Annotated in this window: 26 protein-coding genes; 22 read left to right on the top strand and 4 right to left on the bottom strand. The window is 36.3% G+C overall.

Features of this window, described 5'->3' with window-relative positions; translation table 11 throughout:
- Positions 1 to 27: 27 nt before the first annotated feature.
- Positions 28 to 996 carry an ROK family protein gene (locus tag BW951_RS06990; RefSeq protein WP_076391230.1) on the top strand — a complete coding sequence of 323 codons (969 nt, stop codon included), beginning with the start codon at positions 28 to 30 and terminating at the stop codon, positions 994 to 996.
- A gap of 1,407 nt (positions 997 to 2,403) precedes the next feature.
- Complete coding sequence (msrA, locus tag BW951_RS06985; protein WP_076391228.1) at positions 2,404 to 2,958, top strand: peptide-methionine (S)-S-oxide reductase MsrA; 555 nt, start codon at positions 2,404 to 2,406, stop codon at positions 2,956 to 2,958.
- Between the two features lie 154 nt (positions 2,959 to 3,112).
- Here the strand turns inward: msrA and BW951_RS06980 are convergent, their stop codons facing one another.
- Positions 3,113 to 3,955 (bottom strand): hypothetical protein, encoded by an 843-nt coding sequence (locus BW951_RS06980; RefSeq protein WP_076391226.1) that lies wholly within the window; start codon positions 3,953 to 3,955, stop codon positions 3,113 to 3,115.
- A 396-nt stretch (positions 3,956 to 4,351) separates the two neighbouring features.
- On the opposite strand from BW951_RS06980, the gene BW951_RS06970 reads away from it, so the two are divergent.
- The 14 genes from BW951_RS06970 to BW951_RS06905 all read left to right on the top strand — a co-directional run bounded on the left by BW951_RS06970 (position 4,352) and on the right by BW951_RS06905 (position 13,514).
- A complete protein-coding gene (locus BW951_RS06970; protein ID WP_139326122.1) occupies positions 4,352 to 4,582 on the top strand; it encodes a hypothetical protein in 231 nt (76 codons plus the stop codon).
- A 74-nt stretch (positions 4,583 to 4,656) separates the two neighbouring features.
- Positions 4,657 to 6,318, top strand: coding sequence for a tetratricopeptide repeat-containing sensor histidine kinase (locus tag BW951_RS06965; RefSeq protein ID WP_076391220.1), 1,662 nt, complete (start codon positions 4,657 to 4,659; stop codon positions 6,316 to 6,318).
- Positions 6,311 to 6,970, top strand: coding sequence for a response regulator (locus tag BW951_RS06960; protein WP_076391218.1), 660 nt, complete (start codon positions 6,311 to 6,313; stop codon positions 6,968 to 6,970). The genes BW951_RS06965 and BW951_RS06960 overlap by 8 nt, the downstream gene beginning before the upstream one ends.
- A 138-nt stretch (positions 6,971 to 7,108) precedes the next feature.
- Positions 7,109 to 7,372, top strand: a complete 264-nt coding sequence (locus tag BW951_RS06955) for a hypothetical protein (protein WP_076391216.1) — start codon at positions 7,109 to 7,111, stop codon at positions 7,370 to 7,372.
- On the top strand, positions 7,344 to 7,634 hold the full coding sequence (yidD, locus tag BW951_RS06950; RefSeq protein WP_076391214.1) for a membrane protein insertion efficiency factor YidD: 291 nt from the start codon (positions 7,344 to 7,346) through the stop codon (positions 7,632 to 7,634). The genes BW951_RS06955 and yidD overlap by 29 nt, the downstream gene beginning before the upstream one ends.
- A 2-nt stretch (positions 7,635 to 7,636) precedes the next feature.
- The gene (locus BW951_RS06945) at positions 7,637 to 7,975 is read left to right on the top strand and encodes a YegP family protein (protein ID WP_076391212.1); all 339 of its coding nucleotides are present in this window, start codon (positions 7,637 to 7,639) and stop codon (positions 7,973 to 7,975) included.
- A 4-nt stretch (positions 7,976 to 7,979) separates the two neighbouring features.
- Positions 7,980 to 9,050 (top strand): type I restriction endonuclease, encoded by a 1,071-nt coding sequence (locus BW951_RS06940; RefSeq protein WP_076391210.1) that lies wholly within the window; start codon positions 7,980 to 7,982, stop codon positions 9,048 to 9,050.
- A gap of 2 nt (positions 9,051 to 9,052) precedes the next feature.
- A complete protein-coding gene (locus BW951_RS06935) occupies positions 9,053 to 9,577 on the top strand; it encodes an SH3 domain-containing protein (protein WP_076391208.1) in 525 nt (174 codons plus the stop codon).
- Positions 9,578 to 9,596: 19 nt separating this feature from the next.
- Positions 9,597 to 10,223 (top strand): PH domain-containing protein, encoded by a 627-nt coding sequence (locus BW951_RS06930; protein WP_076391206.1) that lies wholly within the window; start codon positions 9,597 to 9,599, stop codon positions 10,221 to 10,223.
- Positions 10,224 to 10,229: 6 nt separating this feature from the next.
- A complete protein-coding gene (locus tag BW951_RS06925; RefSeq protein WP_076391204.1) occupies positions 10,230 to 10,445 on the top strand; it encodes a TM2 domain-containing protein in 216 nt (71 codons plus the stop codon).
- Between the two features lie 11 nt (positions 10,446 to 10,456).
- Entirely contained in the window at positions 10,457 to 10,873 is a 417-nt protein-coding gene (locus BW951_RS06920; RefSeq protein ID WP_076391202.1) for a DUF6804 family protein, read from the top strand.
- A complete protein-coding gene (locus BW951_RS06915; protein WP_076391200.1) occupies positions 10,863 to 11,270 on the top strand; it encodes a hypothetical protein in 408 nt (135 codons plus the stop codon). Before BW951_RS06920 ends, BW951_RS06915 begins: the two co-directional genes overlap by 11 nt.
- A gap of 5 nt (positions 11,271 to 11,275) precedes the next feature.
- Positions 11,276 to 12,616, top strand: coding sequence for a beta-carotene 15,15'-monooxygenase (locus BW951_RS06910; protein ID WP_076391198.1), 1,341 nt, complete (start codon positions 11,276 to 11,278; stop codon positions 12,614 to 12,616).
- Positions 12,617 to 12,626: 10 nt separating this feature from the next.
- Positions 12,627 to 13,514, top strand: a complete 888-nt coding sequence (locus BW951_RS06905) for a hypothetical protein (protein WP_076391949.1) — start codon at positions 12,627 to 12,629, stop codon at positions 13,512 to 13,514.
- Between the two features lie 637 nt (positions 13,515 to 14,151).
- On the opposite strand, the gene BW951_RS06900 is transcribed toward BW951_RS06905, so the two are convergent.
- The 3 genes from BW951_RS06900 to BW951_RS06890 form a co-directional block, all read right to left on the bottom strand.
- Positions 14,152 to 14,601 carry a GNAT family N-acetyltransferase gene (locus BW951_RS06900; protein ID WP_076391196.1) on the bottom strand — a complete coding sequence of 150 codons (450 nt, stop codon included), beginning with the start codon at positions 14,599 to 14,601 and terminating at the stop codon, positions 14,152 to 14,154.
- Positions 14,594 to 15,217 (bottom strand): ribosome biogenesis GTP-binding protein YihA/YsxC, encoded by a 624-nt coding sequence (gene yihA, locus BW951_RS06895; protein WP_076391194.1) that lies wholly within the window; start codon positions 15,215 to 15,217, stop codon positions 14,594 to 14,596. Before yihA ends, BW951_RS06900 begins: the two co-directional genes overlap by 8 nt.
- 67 nt (positions 15,218 to 15,284) lie before the next feature.
- Entirely contained in the window at positions 15,285 to 16,046 is a 762-nt protein-coding gene (locus tag BW951_RS06890; RefSeq protein ID WP_076391192.1) for an alpha/beta fold hydrolase, read from the bottom strand.
- A gap of 272 nt (positions 16,047 to 16,318) precedes the next feature.
- Here BW951_RS06890 and mraZ point away from each other — a divergent pair, with 272 nt between their 5' ends.
- The 6 genes from mraZ to BW951_RS06860 all read left to right on the top strand — a co-directional run bounded on the left by mraZ (position 16,319) and on the right by BW951_RS06860 (position 22,050).
- Positions 16,319 to 16,777, top strand: a complete 459-nt coding sequence (mraZ, locus tag BW951_RS06885; protein WP_076391190.1) for a division/cell wall cluster transcriptional repressor MraZ — start codon at positions 16,319 to 16,321, stop codon at positions 16,775 to 16,777.
- 36 nt (positions 16,778 to 16,813) lie between these two features.
- Positions 16,814 to 17,707: a 16S rRNA (cytosine(1402)-N(4))-methyltransferase RsmH gene (rsmH, locus tag BW951_RS06880; protein WP_076391188.1), complete on the top strand. Its 894-nt coding sequence runs from the start codon at positions 16,814 to 16,816 to the stop codon at positions 17,705 to 17,707.
- A 71-nt stretch (positions 17,708 to 17,778) separates the two neighbouring features.
- Positions 17,779 to 18,147 carry an FtsL-like putative cell division protein gene (locus BW951_RS06875; RefSeq protein ID WP_076391186.1) on the top strand — a complete coding sequence of 123 codons (369 nt, stop codon included), beginning with the start codon at positions 17,779 to 17,781 and terminating at the stop codon, positions 18,145 to 18,147.
- Positions 18,131 to 20,122 carry a penicillin-binding transpeptidase domain-containing protein gene (locus BW951_RS06870; RefSeq protein WP_076391184.1) on the top strand — a complete coding sequence of 664 codons (1,992 nt, stop codon included), beginning with the start codon at positions 18,131 to 18,133 and terminating at the stop codon, positions 20,120 to 20,122. Before BW951_RS06875 ends, BW951_RS06870 begins: the two co-directional genes overlap by 17 nt.
- 71 nt (positions 20,123 to 20,193) lie before the next feature.
- Positions 20,194 to 21,654, top strand: a complete 1,461-nt coding sequence (locus BW951_RS06865) for a UDP-N-acetylmuramoyl-L-alanyl-D-glutamate--2,6-diaminopimelate ligase (protein WP_076391182.1) — start codon at positions 20,194 to 20,196, stop codon at positions 21,652 to 21,654.
- 30 nt (positions 21,655 to 21,684) lie between these two features.
- Positions 21,685 to 22,050, top strand: a complete 366-nt coding sequence (locus tag BW951_RS06860; RefSeq protein WP_076391947.1) for a four helix bundle protein — start codon at positions 21,685 to 21,687, stop codon at positions 22,048 to 22,050.
- The last annotated feature ends 19 nt before the right edge of the window (positions 22,051 to 22,069 follow it).

The raw sequence follows: 22,069 nt of genomic DNA, 5'->3' as shown, positions 1-22,069 counted from the left end.
TTTAGCCTTTTAGAATTTTAGAACAGAATGTCATTAGTAGATTTGTCAAAAAACGTTGCGCTGGGAATTGATATTGGCGGAACGAACACAAAATTTGGAGTGGTAAACCACAGAGGCGAAGTTTTGGAAAAAGGAAACATCCGCACAGATGCCTATCCTACTGTAGAAGAATATATTGACGCTTTATACGAGGCGGTTCATCCCCTGATCGAAAGCCATGGAAAAGAGAAAAATTTTGATGGAATCGGGGTTGGTGCTCCCAATGCCAATTACTATACCGGAACGATAGAACAGGCTCCCAATCTTCCGTGGAAAGGAACCATCCCTTTTGCTGAACTGATGTCGGCAAAATTCGGGCTTCCGTGTACCATTACTAATGACGCGAATGCTGCAGCCATCGGAGAAATGCTTTTCGGAGCCGCAAGAGGAATGAAAGATTTCATCATGATTACTCTGGGAACAGGCGTTGGAAGCGGAATTGTTGCAGGTGGAAAACTCATCTACGGACACGACGGATTTGCCGGAGAACTGGGACACACCATCGTAAAACCGGGCGGAAGAAAACACTGGAGTACAGGTTCTGAAGGCTGTCTGGAAGCCTATGCATCTGCAACCGGAATTGCGATTACCGCAAAAAAAATGAGAGCCGAATTCCCTGAATCTTTACTCAATCAGTATCCTGAAGAATCCATCAATTCTAAAACCGTTCACGAATGTGCTTTACAGGGCGATCCGATTTCCATTGAGGTATTCCGATATACCGGACAGAAACTGGGGGAAGCTTTGGCAAATTTTGTAATGTTCTCTTCTCCGGAAGCCATTCTTTTATTTGGCGGCGTGATAAAAGCAGGCGATTTTATTTTAAAGCCTACGAAACTTCACATGGAAAGAAACCTGCTTCCTATTTTCAGAAACAAGGTAAAATTGGTTTTCAGTGAACTGGACGAAGCGGATGCGGCTATTTTAGGCGCAAGTGCTTTGGTTTGGGAAAAATAACCGGAACCATTTTGATTATCTGCGCTGATTTCTATTGAATTTTTTAACGCAAAATCGCAATGATTCTCAAATAATACAGGCATCCTTTTTTAAGGGTGCTTTTTTGTTTTTATTTCATCTTTAGAGATGCTTCGACAGGCTCAGCATGACACCGCTAATACTAATCTCTATGAGTGACAAATTTGCAGCACTGTCATCCTGAGTGTGTAGCAGTCGAAGGATCTCTACTCTACCTCAATACTATTATTAAAATTCTCTCGCAGATGTTGCGGATAACGCAGATTTTCGGGCTTTAATTTGTGAAAATATTTGTGCTGATTGTGTTTGAAAAAAATTTTCTCAGCGTGACATTGCTAATACCAATAGCCTTATAAGCAACAATTTGCAGCACTGTCATCCTGAGCACGAAGCAGTCGAAGGATCTCTATTCTAACCCGATACCATTATTAAATTCTCTCGCAGATTGTGCGGATAATGCAGATTTTAGATTTTTATTTGATGAAAATATTTGTGCTGATTGTGTTTTAAAAAAATTTGTCTCGGCGTGACATTGCCAATATCAACGACTTTATAAGCAACAATTTGCGGCACTGTCATCCTGAGCGCGAAGCAGTCGAAGGATCTCTATTCTATCTCAATATCTTTATTAAATTCTCTCGCAGATGTTGCGGATAACGCAGATTTTGGATTTAATTTGTGAAAATATTTGTGCTGATTGTGTTTGAAAAAAATTTTCTCGGGGTGACATCGCCAATATCAACGACTTTATAAGCAACAATTTGCAGCACTGTCATCCTGAGCGCGAAGCAGTCGAAGGATCTCTACTCTACCTCAATACTATTATTAAAATTCTCTCGCAGATTGTGCTGATAACGCAGATTTTGGATTTAATTTTTGAAAAAATTTGTCTCAGCGTGACATCGCCAATATCAACGACTTTATAAGCAACAATTTGCAGAATTGTCATCCTGAGCGCGAAGCAGTCGAAGGATCTCTATTCTAACCCGATACCATTATTAAATTCTCTCGCAGATTGTGCAGATAACGCAGATTTTGGATTTTTATTTGATGAAAACATTTGTGTTGATTGTGTTTGAAAAAAATTTTCTCAGCGTGACATTGCCAATATCAACGACTTTATAAGCAACAATTTGCAGCGAAGCAGTCGAAGGATCTCTACTCTACCTCAATACTATTATTAAAATTCTCACGCAGATTGCGCAGATAAAGCAGATTTTCGGGCTTTAATTTGTGAAAATATTTGTGTTAATTGTGTTTGAAAAAATTTGTCTCATCTATCATGACAATTTGAATTTTGAACGCCCGATTGAAAAACTTTTCCTTATTTTTGATAGGTTTTTTCTCCATTAGTCACAGGGGAAAACAAGAAATTACAATAATTAATTTATGGATAACAACAATTTAGAACAGATTACTTTCGGGGGCGGATGTTTTTGGTGTGTGGAAAGCTGTTTCAATATGCTGAAAGGAGTACAGTCTGCGGTTTCCGGATATTCGGGAGGTCACAAAGACAATCCTACCTATGAAGAAGTGTGCACCGGTGAAACCGGACATGCTGAAGTGGTACAGATTACTTACGATCCTGCCGTTATTTCTTACGAACAGTTAATGGATGTTTTCTTTTTCCTTCACGATCCTACCCAGCTTAACAGACAGGGAAATGATATCGGAACACAGTACCGCTCTGTTATTTATTACAAAGACGAAGCGGAAAAGGCAAAAGCTGAAGCGGCAATTGAAAAATCCAAAGAATCCGGAAGATGGCAGGGAACGTATGTAACGGAAGTAACGAAATTCGATAAATTCTGGGCAGCAGAACAGTATCACCAGGGATATTATAACGAAAATCCGACCCAGCCGTATTGCAGCGCTGTGGTAGGACCGAAAATTCAGAAGTTTAAAAAGCATTTCGGCGAACTGGGAATGCTGAATGAACAATAATTTATTGTTTATCTGTTATCAATCATCTTGCATTATTTTAGCACAAAGAATTTCTTAATATAACTGATTACGGATAGCTCCAATAACGAAAAAATTCGGGCGGTTTCCTTTGGAAACAGCCCGAATTTTTTTTGAAATATCTGCAAATGATGTTCTATTCTTCTTCTTCCAGTATTGCATTTTCTCCTGCATAATTTCCAAGTATATGTTCTGTGACATCCTTTAGTGCTTTCCCGTTTTCGGGATGCCTTCCGAAGCTTGTAAAGAATTCTACATGATTGTCTGTTTTATCATACCATATCTTCCCTATCGAATTTTCTGAATTAAGCGTATCCGGTCTCGTTATTCTTCTAAAATATATGAATAATTTTTTTTCCATGGGTATTACTTCTATCTGAGGTCCCAAATAACTGCTGTCGGTTGCCATATATCGGTCTTTATCCCAATACATATATTTCTTATCAACTGCAGGAGTTCCCCACGCCGACATAAAACCTGAAACTTTTGAATTTTTATTGTTAGAAAAAACAACTCCCCCTGTAGCCAATAACAGAACGAAAACCATTTCTATAATTCCCAATCCGTTCTTTTTAACAAAATCAGGGACTTTGAAATATTGCTCGTTGGTAATATTAATGATGATTTTAGAAATCTTTTCTGTTAAAGAATTTTCATCATCATCAACGGTTATTTTAACTGTGGTTTTATTTACTTCCTCATCTTTTTTAATAAAAGTATTTGAAAAATCCGCAAAGTCATTAAAACCAACATATTTGCTTAGTCTATTAAGTGTTGCAATATCAGGGTTTATTTCTTCTCGTGTTCCTAATACAAATGCTTCATAATATCTCGAAAGCGTTCTTTCATTTATACAACGAGGTTCACGTTCATCAAGATATGACCATAGGTAAGTTGCCAAACCATTCTTCGTGGTTTTCCCCGTATCCTCTTTCGCTTTTCTGAATACTTCATTGATTAGTAGTTTTATTTTGGACATATATTAATTTTAAGGGTATTACAAAATACTTGATTTTCTACCGTGTCGCATTACGGATTTCCGTAATTCTTTTCCTGTCCATTTCCGTGTCAATCGATGTCTAAGTTTTGTCTAACAAATGCGTCAATCTTTGTCGCATCTTTGCTACAGAAATCAGTTGATAAACAAAACATTAAACCAAAAAGACAATAACAAATTTACAAAACTGATTTCAAAATTGCCAGATAAAACGGAAGAAAACTCCGGGTTGGGAAGCAGATGTTTCTCTTCCGTTTTTGAAGGTTCACTTCCCAAAAAAAATTTAAGAAGCGCTTCGAAAGTTTTAACAGTGTACAGCTCGGGATTTATTTCCTGAGAGGAAGAAAATTTTTCAAACCCTTATAAAATTTTTAGGAAATGATACAAATTATATTAATGCTATTAGGTTTAGCATTCGGGCAAAATAATGCCAATACATCATGTAATAACAACGGTAATAATAACAATAACGGACAGCCAACCACTCAATTGGCAGATCCGGGAATAGGAACCGATCCGGGAGACGGAGTCGATCCGGATGGACCGGGTAATGGTGGAAGTACAGGAGGGAATACAGGACAAACACCACCTCCATTTACAAATCCATAATCAATTATAATAGAGCAGATTAAAAGAATCTGCTCTTTTTTTTATTACTTTGTAGCATAAAACTGACGAAAACTATGAAAATCACCTTTTTATTATTTTTTTTAATATTACTTTCATCATGCTCCCAAAAGAATAATAACATTCAAAAAGAAAGTATCGCAAACTTTTATTATAAAAAAGCAAAAGAACCAAAGCAAGATTTAACATTTTACTATTTCAATTTAGCAAAAAATTCATATTTAGAAATACAAGATTCTTTAGGAGTTGGCAAATCGCTGGTTAACATGGCAATTATTCAACATAACCAAGGTGATTATTACGGAAGCATTGAAACTTCTCTTGAAGCAAATAAATTTCTTAAAAATGTTAAAGATAGCATAATTAGATGGACATTAGCTGCTAGTTACAACAATATGGGAATCTGTTCTTCATATCTTTATGATTTTGATAACTCTATAAAGTTTTATAATCAAGCTCTTAAATATGCAAATGTACCAGAAAATAAATATACATATTACAATAATCTTGGCGACGTATTAGTAAGTTTAAAAAAGTATAAAGAAGCACAATCAAATTTTGAAAAAGCTCTTCAAACAAAGGTGAAATCTAATTATGCAAAAGCATTGAATAACTTAGCTCGGGCAAAGTATAATGATAATCCAAATTATGATCCATTACCTGAACTTTATGAAGCGTTGAAAATCAGGCAACAACAAAATGATTTATATGGGGAAAATTCCAGTTATGCGACAATCTCTAATTATTTTTTGACAAAAGACAAAAATAAGGCACTTTATTATGCTAAAAGAATGTTAGAAGTTGCAACAAAAAACGATAGCAAAGAAGATCAATTACAGGCATTACAGAAAATTATCACCTTAGATAAAGAAAATTATTTAAAATATTTTGCTAGATTTCAAACATTAAATGATGATGTACAAATCACACGAAGCAAAGCAAAAAATCAATTTGCAGTTGTAAGGTATGACGTAGAGCAAAAAAATGCAGAAAATCAAAGGTTAAAACTGCGTGATACTGAAAACGAAATTGACATTTTATATAGAAACATCGGAATTGGCAGCTTAATTACAATTTTAATCTCTGGTTTTTTCTATTATAAAAAAAGAAAAAAACGGCTTGAACAGGAAAAAGAAATCGAAGTCAAAAACACCCAACTCAAAATGTCGAAAAAGGTGCATGATGTGGTTGCGAATGGATTGTATCACATGATGATTGATGTTCAGAACAATCCTGAAATGGATAAGACCAAGATTCTTAATGATATTGAAAAAATGTACGAAGAATCCAGAGATATTTCGCACGAAAATATAGCAGAGAAAGATTTTGCCCCGCGTTTTATCAACATGATAACCTCCTACTCTTCTGAGGAACAGAGGGTTTTACCGGTGAGTTATAAAGAAAGCATTTGGGAAAACATTCCTTACAACACGCAGCTTGAGTTGTATTACATCATAAGAGAAATTCTTGTGAACATGAAAAAGCACAGCAAAGCAAAGCTGGCTTCCGTAAAGTTTGAGAAAAATGATAAAAATTTAATCATCAGATATACGGATAACGGCGTAGGAATCGCCAATCTGGAGCAGCAAAAAGGCACAGGAATCCATAATACGGAAAACCGTATTGAAAGCATTGGAGGAGATATTACTTTTGAAAAAAATCCAACAGGTGGATTAATTATTGAGATAACCATACCAATACAATCGAAATATGTTTAAAAAAGTACTGATAGCCGAAGACCATGAAGTCAGAAATTTAGGAGTGGTAAATGCACTTACCGAATTACAGATTCCGCATTTTGATTTTGTAAATTATTGTGATGATGCCCTGCAAAAAATAAAAGCCGCTGCAACTGCTGATTCCTATGATCTGCTGATTACAGATCTGTCTTTTGATAAAGATCATATTGAGCAGAAGATCAATTCCGGACAACAACTGATTGAAGAAGTTAAAAAAATTCAGCCAAATCTGAAAGTGATTGCCTTTTCTATTGAGAAGAAACCGAAGATTATTGATGATCTTTTTAAAATACACAACATCAATGGTTTTGTAAGCAAGGGAAGAAATGACGGAAAGGATCTCAAAAGCACCATTAAAAAAGTATTTTCCGGCGAAACGGTTATTCCGCAGGAGATTTTAAATTCTATAAGAAATACATCTTTCGAATTCACAGAATATGACGTTACGCTTATTGAGCTCCTTGCCAAAGGATGGAAACAGGGCGACATTGAAAAACATTTTAAAGAAAATAAAATTACGCCCGACAGCAAAAGCGCCATCGAAAAAAGACTGAATGATCTCCGCTACGAACTGGGAGCCAAAAACAACATCGAACTTGTTGTGATGTGCAAAGACATCGGCATCATCTAAATGCTAGACTTCATCGAAAAACTAATAGCCTTTCAGATACTCTGGAAGGTTTTTTTATTAAATATTCTGCGTTTACGGTTTTCCGTAACGAATCGAAAAATAATGCTCATATTTTTGAAGTGTTAAATAAAAACAATCATGGAATACAAAGTAATACCTTTTGTTGCCACTGCAAATCAACAAAATATGAGTTCAAAAAATATTGCAGTACAATTAGATAACTTAATAAAGACTCATACCGATGATGGTTGGGAATATGTAAGACTTGAAAGTGTTTCTACCTACATCCAACCTGTAGAAGGTTGTTTTGGAAATACAAGTCAGCCCGGATATATGACTTCTTATCAAATGGTTGTCTTTAGCAGAAAAGAAGATGAAAAATCTATTGATTCTTCTCATTAAACTGTACTGGAGGATCGTCCCTCCATCAAAACGGAGAAAATGTATTTTCAGAACAAGCTGTTCAAAATACGTATATGCAGAAACAACAGCATCCGGTTTTATTTCGGGATTAAAAGCTTTAAAATATCGATTTAAAAACTGCCGATCCGGAGCTTATATTATAGAAACTTCCACCAGAGAAATTCAAATTATTTTACCCAACCAACAAATTCTGCATGAAACTGAAATTTCAGAAAGATTTATCAAAAATAAAAACCAATAACCATGGGAAAATTCGTCATCACACAAAGAGTAAACAAAGAGTATCAGTTTAATCTGAAAGCCGGAAACGGTGAAATTATTTTAACAAGCGAAGGCTACGTTCAGAAAGCATCCTGTATAAAAGGAATTGAATCTGTAAAAATTAATTCTCAGGACGATTCCAGATACGACAGAAGAGAGGCTGTGAACAAAAAAGATTATTTCGTTCTGAAAGCAAGAAACGGAGAAATCATTGGAAAAAGTCAGCTTTACAGCACAAAATCCGGAATGGAAAACGGCATTGCTTCCGTAAAACAGAATGCTCCGAAAGCAGAAATTACAGATGAAACTTTAAAAAAATAAAATCATGGATCTTAAAATTAAACTGGAACAGCTTCATCAGAAAGTAATCGGGCTAAAAGACCAGATCGGAACAGAAGAAGCCACAAAAAATGCTTTTGTGATGCCTTTTATTCAGATTTTAGGATATGATATTTTTAATCCTACAGAAGTGGTTCCCGAACACGTTTGCGACATCGGAACCAAGAAAGGTGAAAAAGTAGATTATGTCATCAAAAACAATGACGAGCCTATTTTCATCATCGAATGCAAACACTGGAAAGAAAGCGCAGATGCCCACAATTCTCAGCTTCACCGGTATTATCATGTTTCCAAAACACGATTCGGTGTTTTAACGAACGGAATTGTTTACAATTTTTACACGGATCTGGAAAAGCCCAATATTATGGATGAAAAGCCTTTTTTCACCATCAATATTGAAGATCTTAAAGACAGCTCTATCAAAATTCTGGAAAGCTTTACCAAAAAAGACTACAATCTGGAAAGCATTCTGGATTCTGCGGAAGCTTTAAAATACATCAAAGCCATCAGAAAAGAATTCGAAAAGGAAATTGAAAATCCGTCCGATGAACTGGTAAAACTTCTTGTGAACCGTTTCTTCGAAAAGCCGTTAACAGCAAACCGAATGGTCTCGTTTAAAGAATATGCCAAAAAAGCATTAACGACTTCTATTAATGAATCCATCAGTTTCAGGCTAAAATCTGCTTTAAGCATTAATGAACAGATCGAACAGCGCGAAGATGATGTAAAAACTTCACAGCCCATCCATGAAACCAACGATTCTAAAATTGTAACCACAGAAGAAGAACTGGAAGGCTTCCAGATCGTAAAAGCCATCCTGCGGGAGAAAATACCTTCTTCAAGAATTGCTTACAGAGACACGCTGTCTTACTTCGGAATTTTACTCGACGACAACAACCGTAAACCCCTTTGCAGACTGCATTTTAATACCGCTAATAAATATCTGGAGATTTTCCACAACGGAAAAGATGCCGGAGAAAAAGTTTTATTAAACAGTCTGGACGAAATCTACAACTACAGAAATCAGCTTCATCAGACATTAGAAAATTATAATTAACCATGAAAAAACTAATACCCTTCATCATAATCGCCTTCGGTTCTTTTCTTTTAAACTCGTGCTTTAAAGCAAACGACAGTATAGGACATGAAGGAAGATGTACAGGTTCTGCCAATTGTACAGCCTGTTCCAACTGTTCGCGGTGCGGACATTGCAGCAGCGGCGGAACCTGCGGAGTTTGCGGCGGCGGCTCTTCAGAAAGTTATTCATCCGGCAGAAGTTCAGCAAAGAAAAGGAAAACTAAAAAGCATAAAACTTCCGATTCTTATACTTCTTCAAAAACAAAATCCAATAAACCTCCAAAAGTTTTTATTGATGAGGTAAACGTAGACCTGAGTTCCAACCGATACATTGTGGGAATTGCCACCACCAATATTTACGAAAAGCCATCTATGAGATCTCCCGTTCTAGTAAGAGTTTACAAAAACGAAAAGCTGATTCCACTTTCCAAAGAAGGTTCATGGTACAAAGTAAAGGTAAAATCTTCCGGAAAGAAAGGATATGTTTTTTATAAAGATGTAAAATAACTAAAAACAAAATATCATCATGAACTTAAAAAAATTTTTAAATGAAGAACAAGACCCAAAAGCCGTCGAAAAGCTTTTAGGGAGAATCAACAGTCTGCTCACTTCGCAGGAAACTATGGAATACATTGCCGTTCAGAAAAAACCGGTACTCAATTTATCTCTGGACTGCATCGCGCTTACCAACAGAAGAATTATTTTCTGCAGACCCAAAAACTTTGGTTTGTCTATGGATTTTCAGGATTACAGCTGGGTAGATGTTGCAGACTGCCATATTAAGGAAGGGATTGTAGGTTCAACTTTTATGGTAAAAACAACACAACATTTTACCAATATGATGGATTACCTGCCTAAAAACCAAGCCCGAAAGCTATACCAGTTTGCGCAGGAAGTGGAAGAAAGAATGCGGGGTGTAAGAAGAGAAAAAAATCTGGAGACCTTAAGAGCTTCCGCAGGAGGAGTTACCGTAAATAATGCAACGCCCATTATTACACAGCCTCAGATGTTTCAGGAGGAGAAGAAACCTTTACTGATTGAAAATGAAGATCCTTTTGCTTTATTACAGAAACTGAAAGGACTAAAAGAAAGCGGAGTTATTTCTCCGGAAGAGTTTGAAACAAAGAAAAACGAAATTTTATCCCGAGTTTAAAAAATTATGAAATCTAAATCTACCGCCGCCTTACTTGCTTTTTTCCTTGGAGGAATAGGCATCCACAGATTTTATCTGGGGCAGAACATTATGGGAATTCTTTACCTGTTATTTTGCTGGACTTTTATTCCTGTCATTATTTCCGTTATCGATTTCTTTGCATTTCTGTTCATGTCTGAAAGCCGTTTTAATTACAAATACAACCTTCGGACAGGATTTTAATATTACAGCATATGAAACCATTTCTCACCTTCTGTGCGTTATGCTGTTTCATCGGTATCTTCAGACTTCCTATAGAATATTATACTTTTCTCAGAATCCTTGTTTCCGCAGGAGCTTTATTGGTTTTGTACAATACATTAACCTTTAAGCAGCATTACTTCAGTATAATTTTCCTTATCATCCTTATTCTTTTCAATCCTGTGCTTCCCATTTATCTGTTAAGGAAAAGTGTGTGGATTCCGATTGATGTTGTTACAGGAATTTTATTTCTGCTGATAGGTTTCGTCGAAAAAACCGAGCAGAAAAAGGAAGAAGAACTTACCGGGGAAACTTCACAACCTTCAGTTCCCATCCATCAAAGAGCTGTATCCAGAGACCGAATTATTAATCCTAAAAAAACCAAGGAAGAAAACAATCATGGAAAATAACAACATTACGGAACATCTTAAAGCGCATTTCTTAAGGCTGTATCAAATGGCGATCTGTGATGACGATTTCAGTGCCCTTGAACTGAAAATGCTTTACAACTGCGCCGAAGAAAGAGGCATTTCATCAAAAAATTTAGACGAGATCCTTCTGAATCCGCTTAATATGAAGTCGCTGATTCCGCAGACAATCGAAGAAAAAATAGATTATCTGTACGATCTTACCGTCATGATCTGGGCAGACGGAATTGTTTCCCCGAATGAATATACCACGATGCAAAAGTACGTTCTGATGTTCGGGTTTATGGAAGAAAATGTAACCGCCATCGTAGATTACCTCATCGAGGCGATACGAACAGGAAAGCCTAAAAGTGAAATTTTATATGAACTAAAAAACTAACCATCATGGATACCACCAGTATAAAAAATTTATTTAAACTAAAATCTGTTCCCGCAGAACCCAAAGAAGAGCAGCTTCCGAAAACTGAAGTAAATACCGACGAAGAGTCTTCTGAGGAAACACGCAAAAGAACCTACCACGAATCCGGTTACCGGGACAGTTCCCGAACCAGCGGAAACCACTCTACCCTTTCCATCTGTCTGGATGCCGTTTACTCGAAATTTCAGAATGAAGAAAAAGAAATGGTGGAAAAACAGCAACAGCTGAAAGAGTCTTATGTGAATGAACAGAAGAACCGCGAAACAGAAATTAAAGCACTCATTGTTTCGCAGGAAACCAAGGAAGAACAGCTTAAAACCAAAAACAGGGAAGTAGAAAGCCATCAGCAAACCATTGAAACCTTAAACTCAGAAATCATTGACCTTCCCAGAAATCCCGAAAAATATAATGTAAAAGCCACAAAAGGAGCTTCAGCAAAATTTATCATTGGTTTACTTCTTTTAATCCCGATAACTTTATATTTAGGAGTATTTTATATTTCAACTTCCTATTCTGCATTCTTTAAAGGTTTTAACGCAAAAAGTACTGTGATACAAAGTGTTTTTGATCCACAGGCATTAGCTAAAGCTTGGAATGATGGTTCAACCGAAGCTGCTTTTGTCGTTTTAATTCCATTTGTATTTCTTGGATTAGGTTTTTTGATTCATATGTTTGGAGAGAATAAAACTACAGCCAATTATATCAAACTCGGTTTATTACTTATTGTGACTTTTATTTTTGATGTCATTTTAGCGTATGAAATTGAAAAAAAAATATATGATGTAGAAAAAACTTTTGATTCTCTTCCATTCGATCTTAAAATTGCTTTTACCAAAAATCAGTTTTGGGAAATTATCTTCGCAGGATTCATCGTGTATATTATCTGGGGACTCGTTTTCGACTTTGTAATGAAAGAGCACCGCGAAAAAGATAAGATTAAAAACGAACAGGAAATCAGACAGAAAAGAGTAGAATTTTTTCAGGAAAAAATTAATGTTTTAAAGAAAGAAATTGAAGAAATTCTTGCGGCTATCGGAAATATAAAAGAATCCATCATTAAAATAAGAGGAAGAATTGAGGAACTTCAGAATATTATCGACGGCGTAATTATTCCGACCAAAGATTACAAGCTGTATGCTTCGGAATATGTTCAGGGCTGGATCACGTTTATCGGAGAGAAAATTGCCGTTTCCAGAACGGAAAAACAGACCATGATTGATGAATGCATTTCTACGTATAATACCAATCTGGAAACTGTAGGAGCCAATTCGGACAATCAGAACCTTGTTTATTTATCATCCTTATAAATTACAGAATATGAAAAAAATATTTTATTTATTAATGATTATTTCTTTGGTTTCATGCAATAAACATGAACCCGGACAAACAGATGATGAGAAAAAAGATACCGTTATTGCTGATCCCAACAACATCAACCTGAGTATTTTAATTGATTTATCCGACAGAATTGATCCTAAAACGAACCCGAATCCCACAATGCAGTATTTCCAGAGAGATACCGAGTACATCAAAGCGATTGAAAAAGGATTTTTAAACCACATCAAATCTAAAAAAATCATTACCTACGAAGATCAGATGCAGGTTTTCTTCAATCCGGAACCTTTAGATCCGAAAATGAATGAACTTACCAAAGAGCTGAAAGTTTCCTTTGATAAAAACACTCCCAGAAACTATTTTGATCAGGTGGATAAAAAATATTCGGAATTACCGACAACGATTTATCAGTCAGCCATAAAAGACGGAAATTATGTAGGTTCTGACATTTGGGAATTTTTTAAAAATAAAGTAAAAGATTACTGCATTAAAAACGACCACAGAAACATATTATTTATTCTTACCGACGGATATATGTATCACGAAAACACAAAATTTTCGGAAGGAAGCAAAACCTCTTATCTTACCGGCAAACTCATAAAAGCTAACCTTCTTACGACTTCCAACTTTAAAGAAGTTATAGAAAAAAATAAATTCGGCTTTGTAAAAGCCAATGACAATCTGAACAATCTCGAAGTCATCGTCTTAGGAATCAATCCGGAAAAAGGAAATCCTTTCGAAGAAGCCGTCATCAAAGAATACTGGGAAAACTGGTTTAAAGAAATGAAGATTAAAAATTATCAGATCAAATCCGCGGATCTTCCTTCCAATTTGGAACCTATTATCTTAAAAGCCATTTCCGGAAAATAAAAATATTAGAGGCTGTATCACAACTCGTGAAAACAGCCTTTTTTTTATGTTTTTTCTCGACCTTCTGTCTGAGAATGGTTTTTTGTACATACGATTCTCAACCCACATCATTGAGTTATAAGACTTCCTCCAACCGTTTTATTATACTTCTTGTACTTTTTATTCTAGTCCGCTATGCTTTTATTTCGGTTCTCGGCATTTTTGCTTTAGCACAGCGTATTTTCAGTTTAGCGCAGTGTATTTTTATCATTGCTCACTGTATTTTTGTTATTGCTTACTACATTTTTGTTATTACTCACTATGTTTTTGTTGTTACTCACTGTATTTTTGTCATTACTCACTACATTTTAGTTGTTGCTCACTATATTTTTATTCATGCACTGCATATTTTAGTGTACTACAGTTGATTTAAATAGTAAACTTATCTAAAGGTGCAAAAGATGGTAATACTTTAGTGGTTTAAGTTTAAAGAAAAGAACACATAAGTTAAAAAAAATCAAAGATTTTTCAATCAATTTTATCAAAGATAAAATCTTTGCGCCTTTTATAAAATATATATTCAGCTTCTTGCGTCTTGACGAAAAATCCAACAACATTATCTAAACAAAAAAGCGAAGAATCAATTCCTCGCTTTTCTTTATTTTCTGAGCATTTCCGTGTGCGGAATGTCATCTTCCAGATATTTTTTTCCTGTATCTTCAAACCCGAAATCTCCATAAAACTTCAGCAGATAATCCTGTGCAGAAATCCTGATTTCAGAAGTACGGAAACGGTTTTCGATCGTTTCAACCGCATATTGGATCAATTGTCTGCCTAAGCTCTTTCCTCTTGCCTTTTCTGTGGTTAAAACCCGTCCTATTGAAGGTTCGTCATATTTTATTCCTTTATCGAAAATCCTGCAGTTCGCCAAAACTTCGCCGTCTTCTTCTGCCCAGATGTGAATTGCTTTTTGGTCATAACCGTCTAAATCCGGATAAGGACAGTTCTGCTCCACTACAAAAACATCAATTCTGGCTTTTAAAACCGCATACAGTTCAGGAACCGTAAATTCGTCAAACGTTTTTATTTTCCAGACAATATTACTCATCAAAACTTACGTTATTATTGATCAAAAACTCATTGGTTTTCTGGATGAAACTTAAAATTTCATCACCACCCTCCTTCTTTTCCGCTGAGGTTACATACAGTTCCGGAAGATCTTCCCATGTTTTGTGAAGCTCCGTTTTATAATCTTCCACATTTTTTATCACACCATTCGGCTTCAGCTTATCTGCTTTTGTAAACACGATGGAAAACGGAACGCCGCTTTCACCGCACCACTGGATGAATTCCAGATCAATATTCTGCGGTTTATGTCGGGAATCTACCAGAACAAAAAGATTAACCAGATTTCTTCGGTTCAGAATATAATTGGTGATCAGTTTCTCAAAATCTTTTCTGATCGATTTCGAAACTTTTGCATATCCGTAACCCGGTAAATCTGTGAGATACCAGTTTTCGTTCACTAAGAAATGGTTGATAAGCTGTGTCTTTCCCGGAGTCTGGGACGTTTTAGCCAGATCTTTATGATTCATCATTGCATTGATGAGCGAAGACTTTCCTACATTCGATCTTCCGATGAAAGCATACTCAGGAAGATTCGGTTCCGGGCAATCCTGCCATTTTCCGCTGCTCTTTACAAATGTTGCTGTTTTAATAACCATTTTATTGAATATTTTCAGAAAAACAAACCATTAAGAAAAGCTCTTAATGGTCGTTTTATATTTTATTTTAAACTTTATCTTTTACCCAGCTATAAAGAATTTCATTGAATTCATCGGGTTTTTCCATCATCGCTGCGTGCCCGCATTGATCGATCCAGAAAAGATCTGAATTCGGAATAAATTTGTGCATATCTTCCGCAACTTCAGGAGGCGTTACATTATCCTGCTTTCCCCAGATCAGGCAGGTGGGTGTTTTAATCTTTGGCAGATCATTCAGCATATTGTGTTTGATCGCGCTTCTCGCCAACATTACGGTTTTTATTCCTTTCATCCTGTCATTTACCACTGCGAAAACTTCATCTACCAAAGCTTCGGTAGCCACAGAAGGATCATAAAAAACCTCTTCCGTTTTCTTTCTTATATAGGAACGGTCATTCTTTCTCGGAAAACTGTCTCCGAAAGTTCTTTCATAAAGCCCTGAACTTCCCGTAAGAACAAGATTCTTAATTAAATCCGGTCTTGCCAGTGTAAGAATAAGACCGATATGACCGCCCATGGAATTTCCTACAATGGTTACAGGAGCTTCAATATGGGTTTCTATAAATTTGGCAATATATTTTGCTAATGTCGTAAGATTAGTATTGAGTACCGGCAAATCGTAGATCGGCAGCTGAGGAACGTATACCTTGAACCCCCTGTCTGAAAAAAAATCTACCATCTTATCGAAATTACTCAAACCACCCATTAACCCGTGCAACAGCACCAATGGATGTCCTTCCCCTGCTTCAACGAAAGTATATTTCTTTTCTTTTTTTGTACTAAATATCATAAAATGCCTTAATAAAGCCTTGCAAAAATACAAATTAAACCTCAAAAATATTTTGATTACCCTAATTTAAAATAAAAATAATATACCAAACTCTTTTTTAACGGTTTTTTTGAAAATCTATTTATTATGGCTTGAATAAGAGGTTTACCAACACCCAACATATCAACCTATTACAGTATCGAAATTAAATCTTTAATAAAACTTATTAACATTAAGGTAAAAAGTGGTAAAAAGTGGGAGATTTTGGAAATTATTATATAAATTTGTCCCAAATGAACAGTTTCATTGGAACATATGAGTGTAAAATTGACGACAAAGGCCGGTTAAAAGTTCCTTCATCTTTAATCAAACAGATGGAAAACTTCGACGACAAGGCGTTTGTAGTCAAAAGATCTGTGTTCCAACCCTGTCTGGAAGTTTATCCGATGAACGCATGGGATAAAGTGATGGGCAAAATTAATAAACTGAACAGATTCATTAAAAAGAATGCTGATTTCATTAGAATGTTTACGGCAGGTGTAAAAATTGTGGAGCTGGATAACGCCGGAAGGTTACAGATTTCGAAAGACCTTACTGTTTTTGCAAATCTTCAGAAAGATATTGTAATTACCAGTGCAGGAGAACTGTTTGAAGTATGGGATAAGGACGATTACGAAAAAGTAATCTCCATCAGTGAAGACGATTTTGCGAATCTTGCCGAAGATGTAATGGGCGCATTCGAAGAAGAATAACTGCGTTATAAAAACGTAAAAAAACACAACTAAAACATGTATCATAACCCCGTTTTGCTGAAGCAGAGTGTTGATGATTTGGTGACGAATCCAGACGGAATATATGTGGACTGTACTTTTGGAGGCGGTGGCCATTCAAGAGAGATATTGGGCAGACTTTCGGATAAAGGAAAACTGTTCGGTTTCGATCAGGACTTAGATGCTCTTAAAAATACAATTGATGATCCGAGATTTACGCTCATCAATCAGAACTTCAGGTTTCTGGAAAACTCACTGTTGATCTACGGAGTTTCTCAGGTGGACGGAATTCTGGCAGATCTGGGTGTTTCTTCGCACCAGTTTGATGAAGCAGAAAGAGGATTCTCTACACGAAGCAACGCTCCGCTGGATATGAGAATGAACGTAATGCAGGGTCTTGATGCCAAAAGAGTCATTAACGATTACGATGAAGAGCAGCTTGCCGATATCTTTTATTATTACGGTGAACTGAGAGAAGCGAGAAAACTGGCAAGAGACATCGTTCATCACAGAAAAACAAAAAGCATCGATACAACGGAAGATCTGAAAAAACTATTCAGTTATCTTCCGCCGCATAAAGTAAATAAATTTTATGCCCAGTTGTTTCAGGCAATACGCATTGAAGTAAACCAGGAACTGGAAGTTTTAAAAGAAATGCTCGTACAGGCATACAATGTTTTAAAACCCGAAGGAAGACTGGTGGTCATCTCTTACCATTCTCTGGAAGACAGACTGGTAAAAAGATTTTTGAAAAACGGAATGTTCGAGGGAGAACCCGAAAGAGACATTTACGGAAATTATAAAAAAGCATTCGAGCTGGTAAAGAGCAAAGCCATTATTCCCGATGATAAGGAAATAGAAGAAAACTCAAGAGCCAGAAGTGCTAAAATGAGAACAGGAATAAAAGTATAAATAATGAGCAATAGGCAATAAGTAATTTTTAAATATTACACATTACTCATTACCAATTACTAATAAATAAAGTGGCAAAAAGAACAACAACAAATCGCCCTCAGAAGAGATTAACTTTTATAGACATTATAAAAGGTAATTTCCTGAACCGTGATGAGATTAAAATACATTACAAGTATTTTCTGCTGTTGTTTGTATTGATGATGGCAATGATCTACAGCAATCACCTCGTCAATAAAAAAATTAAAATTGTCAACACACTTAAAGAAGAAACAGAAGAATATAAATCGCGAAACGCTTACGCACAAAGTAAGCTGATAAAAGTAAAAATGGAATCGGAGTTGGGGAAAGAGGTTGCACGGGATTCTTTAATGACCCTTGAAAACCATCCTCATAAATTGCTAATAAAACTGGACAGTACAGATGCAAAAGCAAAATGAATACGACAACAAACGTAAAAAAACGTTACGATGGGGCTACCTCTTTGCAGTGGTGGCTTTGTGCGTGTTTGTAATGTTCCTTGCGCGCATCGTTATTCTTCAGAATACGAACGTTCAGGAAATTAAAGACGATTACATCAACAAAAACTACCGCGAAGCTACCCTGAAAGCAGCAAGAGGAAATCTTTTTGCGTCAGACGGATCCATTCTGGCAACAACCGTCATGCGTTACGACATCTATCTGGATTTCAAAACGATGAAAGACACCATTTATACCAACAACATTGGTGCTTTAACGGATTCTTTAAGCAAAATGTTCGGAAAGCCAAGAGCAGAATTCAGAAAGAAATTCGATGAGCAGAGAAAAAAGAAAAATCAATATTACACTCTGGCTAAAGGGCTTGATTTTGACCAGTATGACAGAATCCGTAAGTTTCCGATATTCAAAAAAGGCAAAAATAAAGGAGGCTTTATTGTAGACCGAAACTATAAAAGAGAACTGGCTACCTCAGAAATCGGAGCGGGAACCATCGGAATGGACGACGGTGTTCACACAGCAGGTCTTGAAGGCGCTTTCTCTAAATATTTAAGAGGAACAGACGGAAAAAGACTGGAGCAGAGAATCAATTCTTCCCAATGGAAACCGATTGATTACTGGAAAGTGCAGGAACCGGTTGACGGAGAAGATGTTTACACCACATTAGACCTTAGAATTCAGGATATTGCACATTCCGCTTTACAGAAACAGCTGGTAAATTTCGAGGCAAAACACGGAACCGTAATTGTAATGGAAGTGGAAACCGGAAAAGTCCGCGCCATGGTAAATTTAAGAAGAAATGACGATGGCGAGTATGTAGATTCTTACAATTACGCACTAAAAGACAATATTGAACCGGGTTCTACCTTTAAAACCATTTCACTTTTGGCTGCAATGGATGATGGTTTCATCGATGAAAACACAACTGTAAATGTAGGAAACGGAATCTGGGTGTACGCAAAACAAAGAATTTCAGACGGTCACGGCGGCGGAACGTATGACATCAGTGATGTGTTGGCTAAATCCAGCAACGTAGGTTCGGCAAAATTAATTACAAAATATTACGCTGAAAAACCTCAGATCTTCTTAGACCATTTAAGAAGATGGAAGTTATTCGATAAAATGGATATTGAACTTCCGGGAATTACAAAACCAAAAATTTTAACTCCCGAAAGCAAGAGATGGAATGCCGCAACTTTAGCATCCATTGCCTATGGATATTCTACAAATATCAATCTAATGCAGTTGACCACTTTCTATAACGGAGTTGCCAACAATGGTAAAATGCTGAAGCCTTTATTCATTGATAAAATTATGAAGGACGGTAAAGTGATGTACACAGCAAAACCAGAAGTAATGGTCAACAAAATGGCGTCTGAAAAAGCCATCAAAATGATGACCAATGCTTTAACAAAAGCAGTTGAAAAAGGAACTGCAAAAAGTATTTTCACACCCAATTTAAAAATGGCAGGAAAAACAGGAACCGCAAGGTTTGAATACTGGCTTCCAGGTCCCATGAAATACCGCTCATCATTCGCAGGCTTTTATCCTGCTGATAATCCGAAATACACCTGTTACGTAATGATCAGCGAGCCGAATACATCGAAAGGGTTTTATGGAGCTACCGTTGCCGCACCGGTGTTTAAAGAAATTGCAGGAAAAACATTCTTGAAAACCCCGCAGAATATTGAAAGAGAAATGCTTGTCGACAAAAAGGTAAACCTGAACAAAATGGTGGAACCTAACGTAAAAGTCGCAGTAAGCAATAAACAGATGCCCAATGTGGTAGGACTCATCGGTAAAAATGTAATTCCACAGCTTGAAAACTTAGGCTACCGTGTAGATTACAAAGGCGTAGGAAGAATTAAAGAACAGTTCCCTACAGAAGGCACAACCATAAGCAGAAACCAGAGAATTTATCTGTCTCTGCAAAATTAAAAAAAGAAAAGAACCCGAAGGGTTCAATTATGAATAACCGTAAGTGAAACTTATGGAACAAATAAAGAGAAATGCAGTTAAATGATTTATTAAAAAGAATTCCGGTATTAGAAATTCATGGTGACGACAGCCGTGAAGTTTCAGAATTGGTGTTCGACAGCAGAAAGGTTACGGAAAACTCCTTGTATATTGCAATGAGAGGAACGGTTGCGGATGGACATTCATTTATTGCATCTTCGGTGGAAAAAGGAGCAACAGCAATTGTTTGCGAAGAATTCCCAGAAAATCTTGATGAAAATGCCACTTATATTAAAGTAAAAGATTCATCTAAAATTTTAGGTCATTTAGCGTCCAATTTCTACGGTAATCCTTCGGAAAAACTAAAATTAATCGGAGTAACGGGAACTAATGGAAAAACCTCTGTTTCCACTCTGCTTTTTGATATTTTTAAAAATTTAGGATATGATTCCGCTTTGCTTTCGACAGTTGAAATCAGAATCGGAGAAAAGATCATTCCGGCAACACACACCACTCCTGATGTTATTACCATCAATAAAATTTTAGCTCAGGCGGTTGAAGAAGGGTGTGAATTTGCTTTTATGGAAGTAAGCTCCCACGGAATTGCCCAAAACAGAATTGAAGGACTTCACTTTAAAATTGCCGGATTTACCAATCTTACACACGATCATTTAGATTATCATAAAACGTTTGACGAATATCTGAAAACGAAAAAAAGATTTTTCGATCAGTTGGAAGATTCTGCGGTTGCCATCACCAATGTGGATGACAAGAACGGGAATGTGATGCTTCAGAACACAAAAGCCACAAAAAGATCTTATGCTTTGAAGACAATGGCAGATTTTCACGGAAAATTACTGGAAGTGGATTTCAACGGAATGCTGCTGAATTTCAACGGAAAAGAATTCTGGACAACACTCACCGGAAAATTCAATGTCTACAACCTCTTATTGGTTTTCGGAATTGCTTCCGAGCTGGGTTTTGAATCAGACGAAATTTTACAGGCAATCAGCAAACTAAAAAGAGTGTCCGGAAGATTTGAAACCTTTAAATCAGACGGTGGAATTTTCTTCATCGTAGATTATGCACACACTCCGGATGCATTGGAAAACATTCTGGACAGCATTAATGATATCAGAACAAAAAACGAAAGACTGATCACCGTTTTCGGTTGCGGAGGCGACAGAGATCATTCAAAAAGACCTGAAATGGGAAATATTGCTACGAAAAAATCAACGTTGGCAATCATCACGTCAGACAACCCGAGAACGGAAGATCCGGCAACAATCATCAAAGAAATAGAAGCCGGTGTTGAACCTCAAAACTTCAGCAAGTACACTTCAATTCCGGACAGAAAAGAAGCCATCAAAATGGCGATAAAATTTGCAGAACCGAAAGATATCGTTCTCGTAGCCGGAAAAGGACACGAAACCTATCAGGAAATAAACGGAGTGAAACATCATTTTGACGACAAGGAAACGATTAATGAACTGTGGCAGCTTATGAGTAAATAAATATAAATGATTATTGATAATTGATTAATGATGGAAAATAATTACAATCAGATTTTTGCTCAAAGAACAAAAACTTTAGCAATAAATATAATCAATAGTTTATCAGACTTGCCGTATTCTGATAAAGTATCCGTAATCAGGAAACAGATTTTTCGTTCAGCAAGTTCTGTAGCAGCCAATTACAGAGCAATGTGCAGAGCCAGATCAGATAAAGAGAAATATGCTAAAATTTGTATTGTAGTAGAAGAGGCAGACGAAACGGTATTTTGGCTGGAAGTAATTCAGGAAGTTAATATAGCTTCAAAAATAATGACAGATGAACTTATGAATGAATCTTTGGAGATTTTGAAAGTAACATCAACTTATAAGAACAAATTAAAGAGTAAGATTATTTAATATCGGTTAGATATCAATC

Origin of the sequence: Chryseobacterium gambrini, from assembly GCF_900156825.1 — a bacterium.
GTDB classification, from domain to species: domain Bacteria; phylum Bacteroidota; class Bacteroidia; order Flavobacteriales; family Weeksellaceae; genus Chryseobacterium; species Chryseobacterium gambrini.
The sequence above is the reverse complement of the archived record's forward strand: the minus strand, read 5'-3'. Positions and strand labels throughout refer to the sequence as shown.

Bases quoted from the DNA above. Each gene is read 5' to 3' on its own strand.
- BW951_RS06940 (WP_076391210.1), top strand. From the start codon at position 7,980: ATGGATCTTAAAATTAAACTGGAACAGCTTCATCAGAAAGTAATCGGG.
- BW951_RS06865 (WP_076391182.1), top strand. From the start codon at position 20,194: ATGCAGTTAAATGATTTATTAAAAAGAATTCCGGTATTAGAAATTCAT.
- BW951_RS06925 (WP_076391204.1), top strand. From the start codon at position 10,230: ATGAAATCTAAATCTACCGCCGCCTTACTTGCTTTTTTCCTTGGAGGA.
- BW951_RS06960 (WP_076391218.1), top strand. From the start codon at position 6,311: ATGTTTAAAAAAGTACTGATAGCCGAAGACCATGAAGTCAGAAATTTA.
- BW951_RS06905 (WP_076391949.1), top strand. From the start codon at position 12,627: ATGAAAAAAATATTTTATTTATTAATGATTATTTCTTTGGTTTCATGC.
- BW951_RS06970 (WP_139326122.1), top strand. From the start codon at position 4,352: ATGATACAAATTATATTAATGCTATTAGGTTTAGCATTCGGGCAAAAT.
- BW951_RS06935 (WP_076391208.1), top strand. From the start codon at position 9,053: ATGAAAAAACTAATACCCTTCATCATAATCGCCTTCGGTTCTTTTCTT.
- BW951_RS06965 (WP_076391220.1), top strand. From the start codon at position 4,657: ATGAAAATCACCTTTTTATTATTTTTTTTAATATTACTTTCATCATGC.
- BW951_RS06890 (WP_076391192.1), bottom strand. From the start codon at position 16,046: ATGATATTTAGTACAAAAAAAGAAAAGAAATATACTTTCGTTGAAGCA.
- msrA (WP_076391228.1), top strand. From the start codon at position 2,404: ATGGATAACAACAATTTAGAACAGATTACTTTCGGGGGCGGATGTTTT.
- BW951_RS06915 (WP_076391200.1), top strand. From the start codon at position 10,863: ATGGAAAATAACAACATTACGGAACATCTTAAAGCGCATTTCTTAAGG.
- BW951_RS06980 (WP_076391226.1), bottom strand. From the start codon at position 3,955: ATGTCCAAAATAAAACTACTAATCAATGAAGTATTCAGAAAAGCGAAA.
- BW951_RS06955 (WP_076391216.1), top strand. From the start codon at position 7,109: ATGGAATACAAAGTAATACCTTTTGTTGCCACTGCAAATCAACAAAAT.
- BW951_RS06945 (WP_076391212.1), top strand. From the start codon at position 7,637: ATGGGAAAATTCGTCATCACACAAAGAGTAAACAAAGAGTATCAGTTT.
- BW951_RS06930 (WP_076391206.1), top strand. From the start codon at position 9,597: ATGAACTTAAAAAAATTTTTAAATGAAGAACAAGACCCAAAAGCCGTC.
- BW951_RS06920 (WP_076391202.1), top strand. From the start codon at position 10,457: ATGAAACCATTTCTCACCTTCTGTGCGTTATGCTGTTTCATCGGTATC.
- BW951_RS06870 (WP_076391184.1), top strand. From the start codon at position 18,131: ATGCAAAAGCAAAATGAATACGACAACAAACGTAAAAAAACGTTACGA.
- rsmH (WP_076391188.1), top strand. From the start codon at position 16,814: ATGTATCATAACCCCGTTTTGCTGAAGCAGAGTGTTGATGATTTGGTG.
- BW951_RS06910 (WP_076391198.1), top strand. From the start codon at position 11,276: ATGGATACCACCAGTATAAAAAATTTATTTAAACTAAAATCTGTTCCC.
- mraZ (WP_076391190.1), top strand. From the start codon at position 16,319: ATGAACAGTTTCATTGGAACATATGAGTGTAAAATTGACGACAAAGGC.
- BW951_RS06860 (WP_076391947.1), top strand. From the start codon at position 21,685: ATGGAAAATAATTACAATCAGATTTTTGCTCAAAGAACAAAAACTTTA.
- BW951_RS06900 (WP_076391196.1), bottom strand. From the start codon at position 14,601: ATGAGTAATATTGTCTGGAAAATAAAAACGTTTGACGAATTTACGGTT.
- yidD (WP_076391214.1), top strand. From the start codon at position 7,344: ATGAAAAATCTATTGATTCTTCTCATTAAACTGTACTGGAGGATCGTC.
- yihA (WP_076391194.1), bottom strand. From the start codon at position 15,217: ATGGTTATTAAAACAGCAACATTTGTAAAGAGCAGCGGAAAATGGCAG.
- BW951_RS06990 (WP_076391230.1), top strand. From the start codon at position 28: ATGTCATTAGTAGATTTGTCAAAAAACGTTGCGCTGGGAATTGATATT.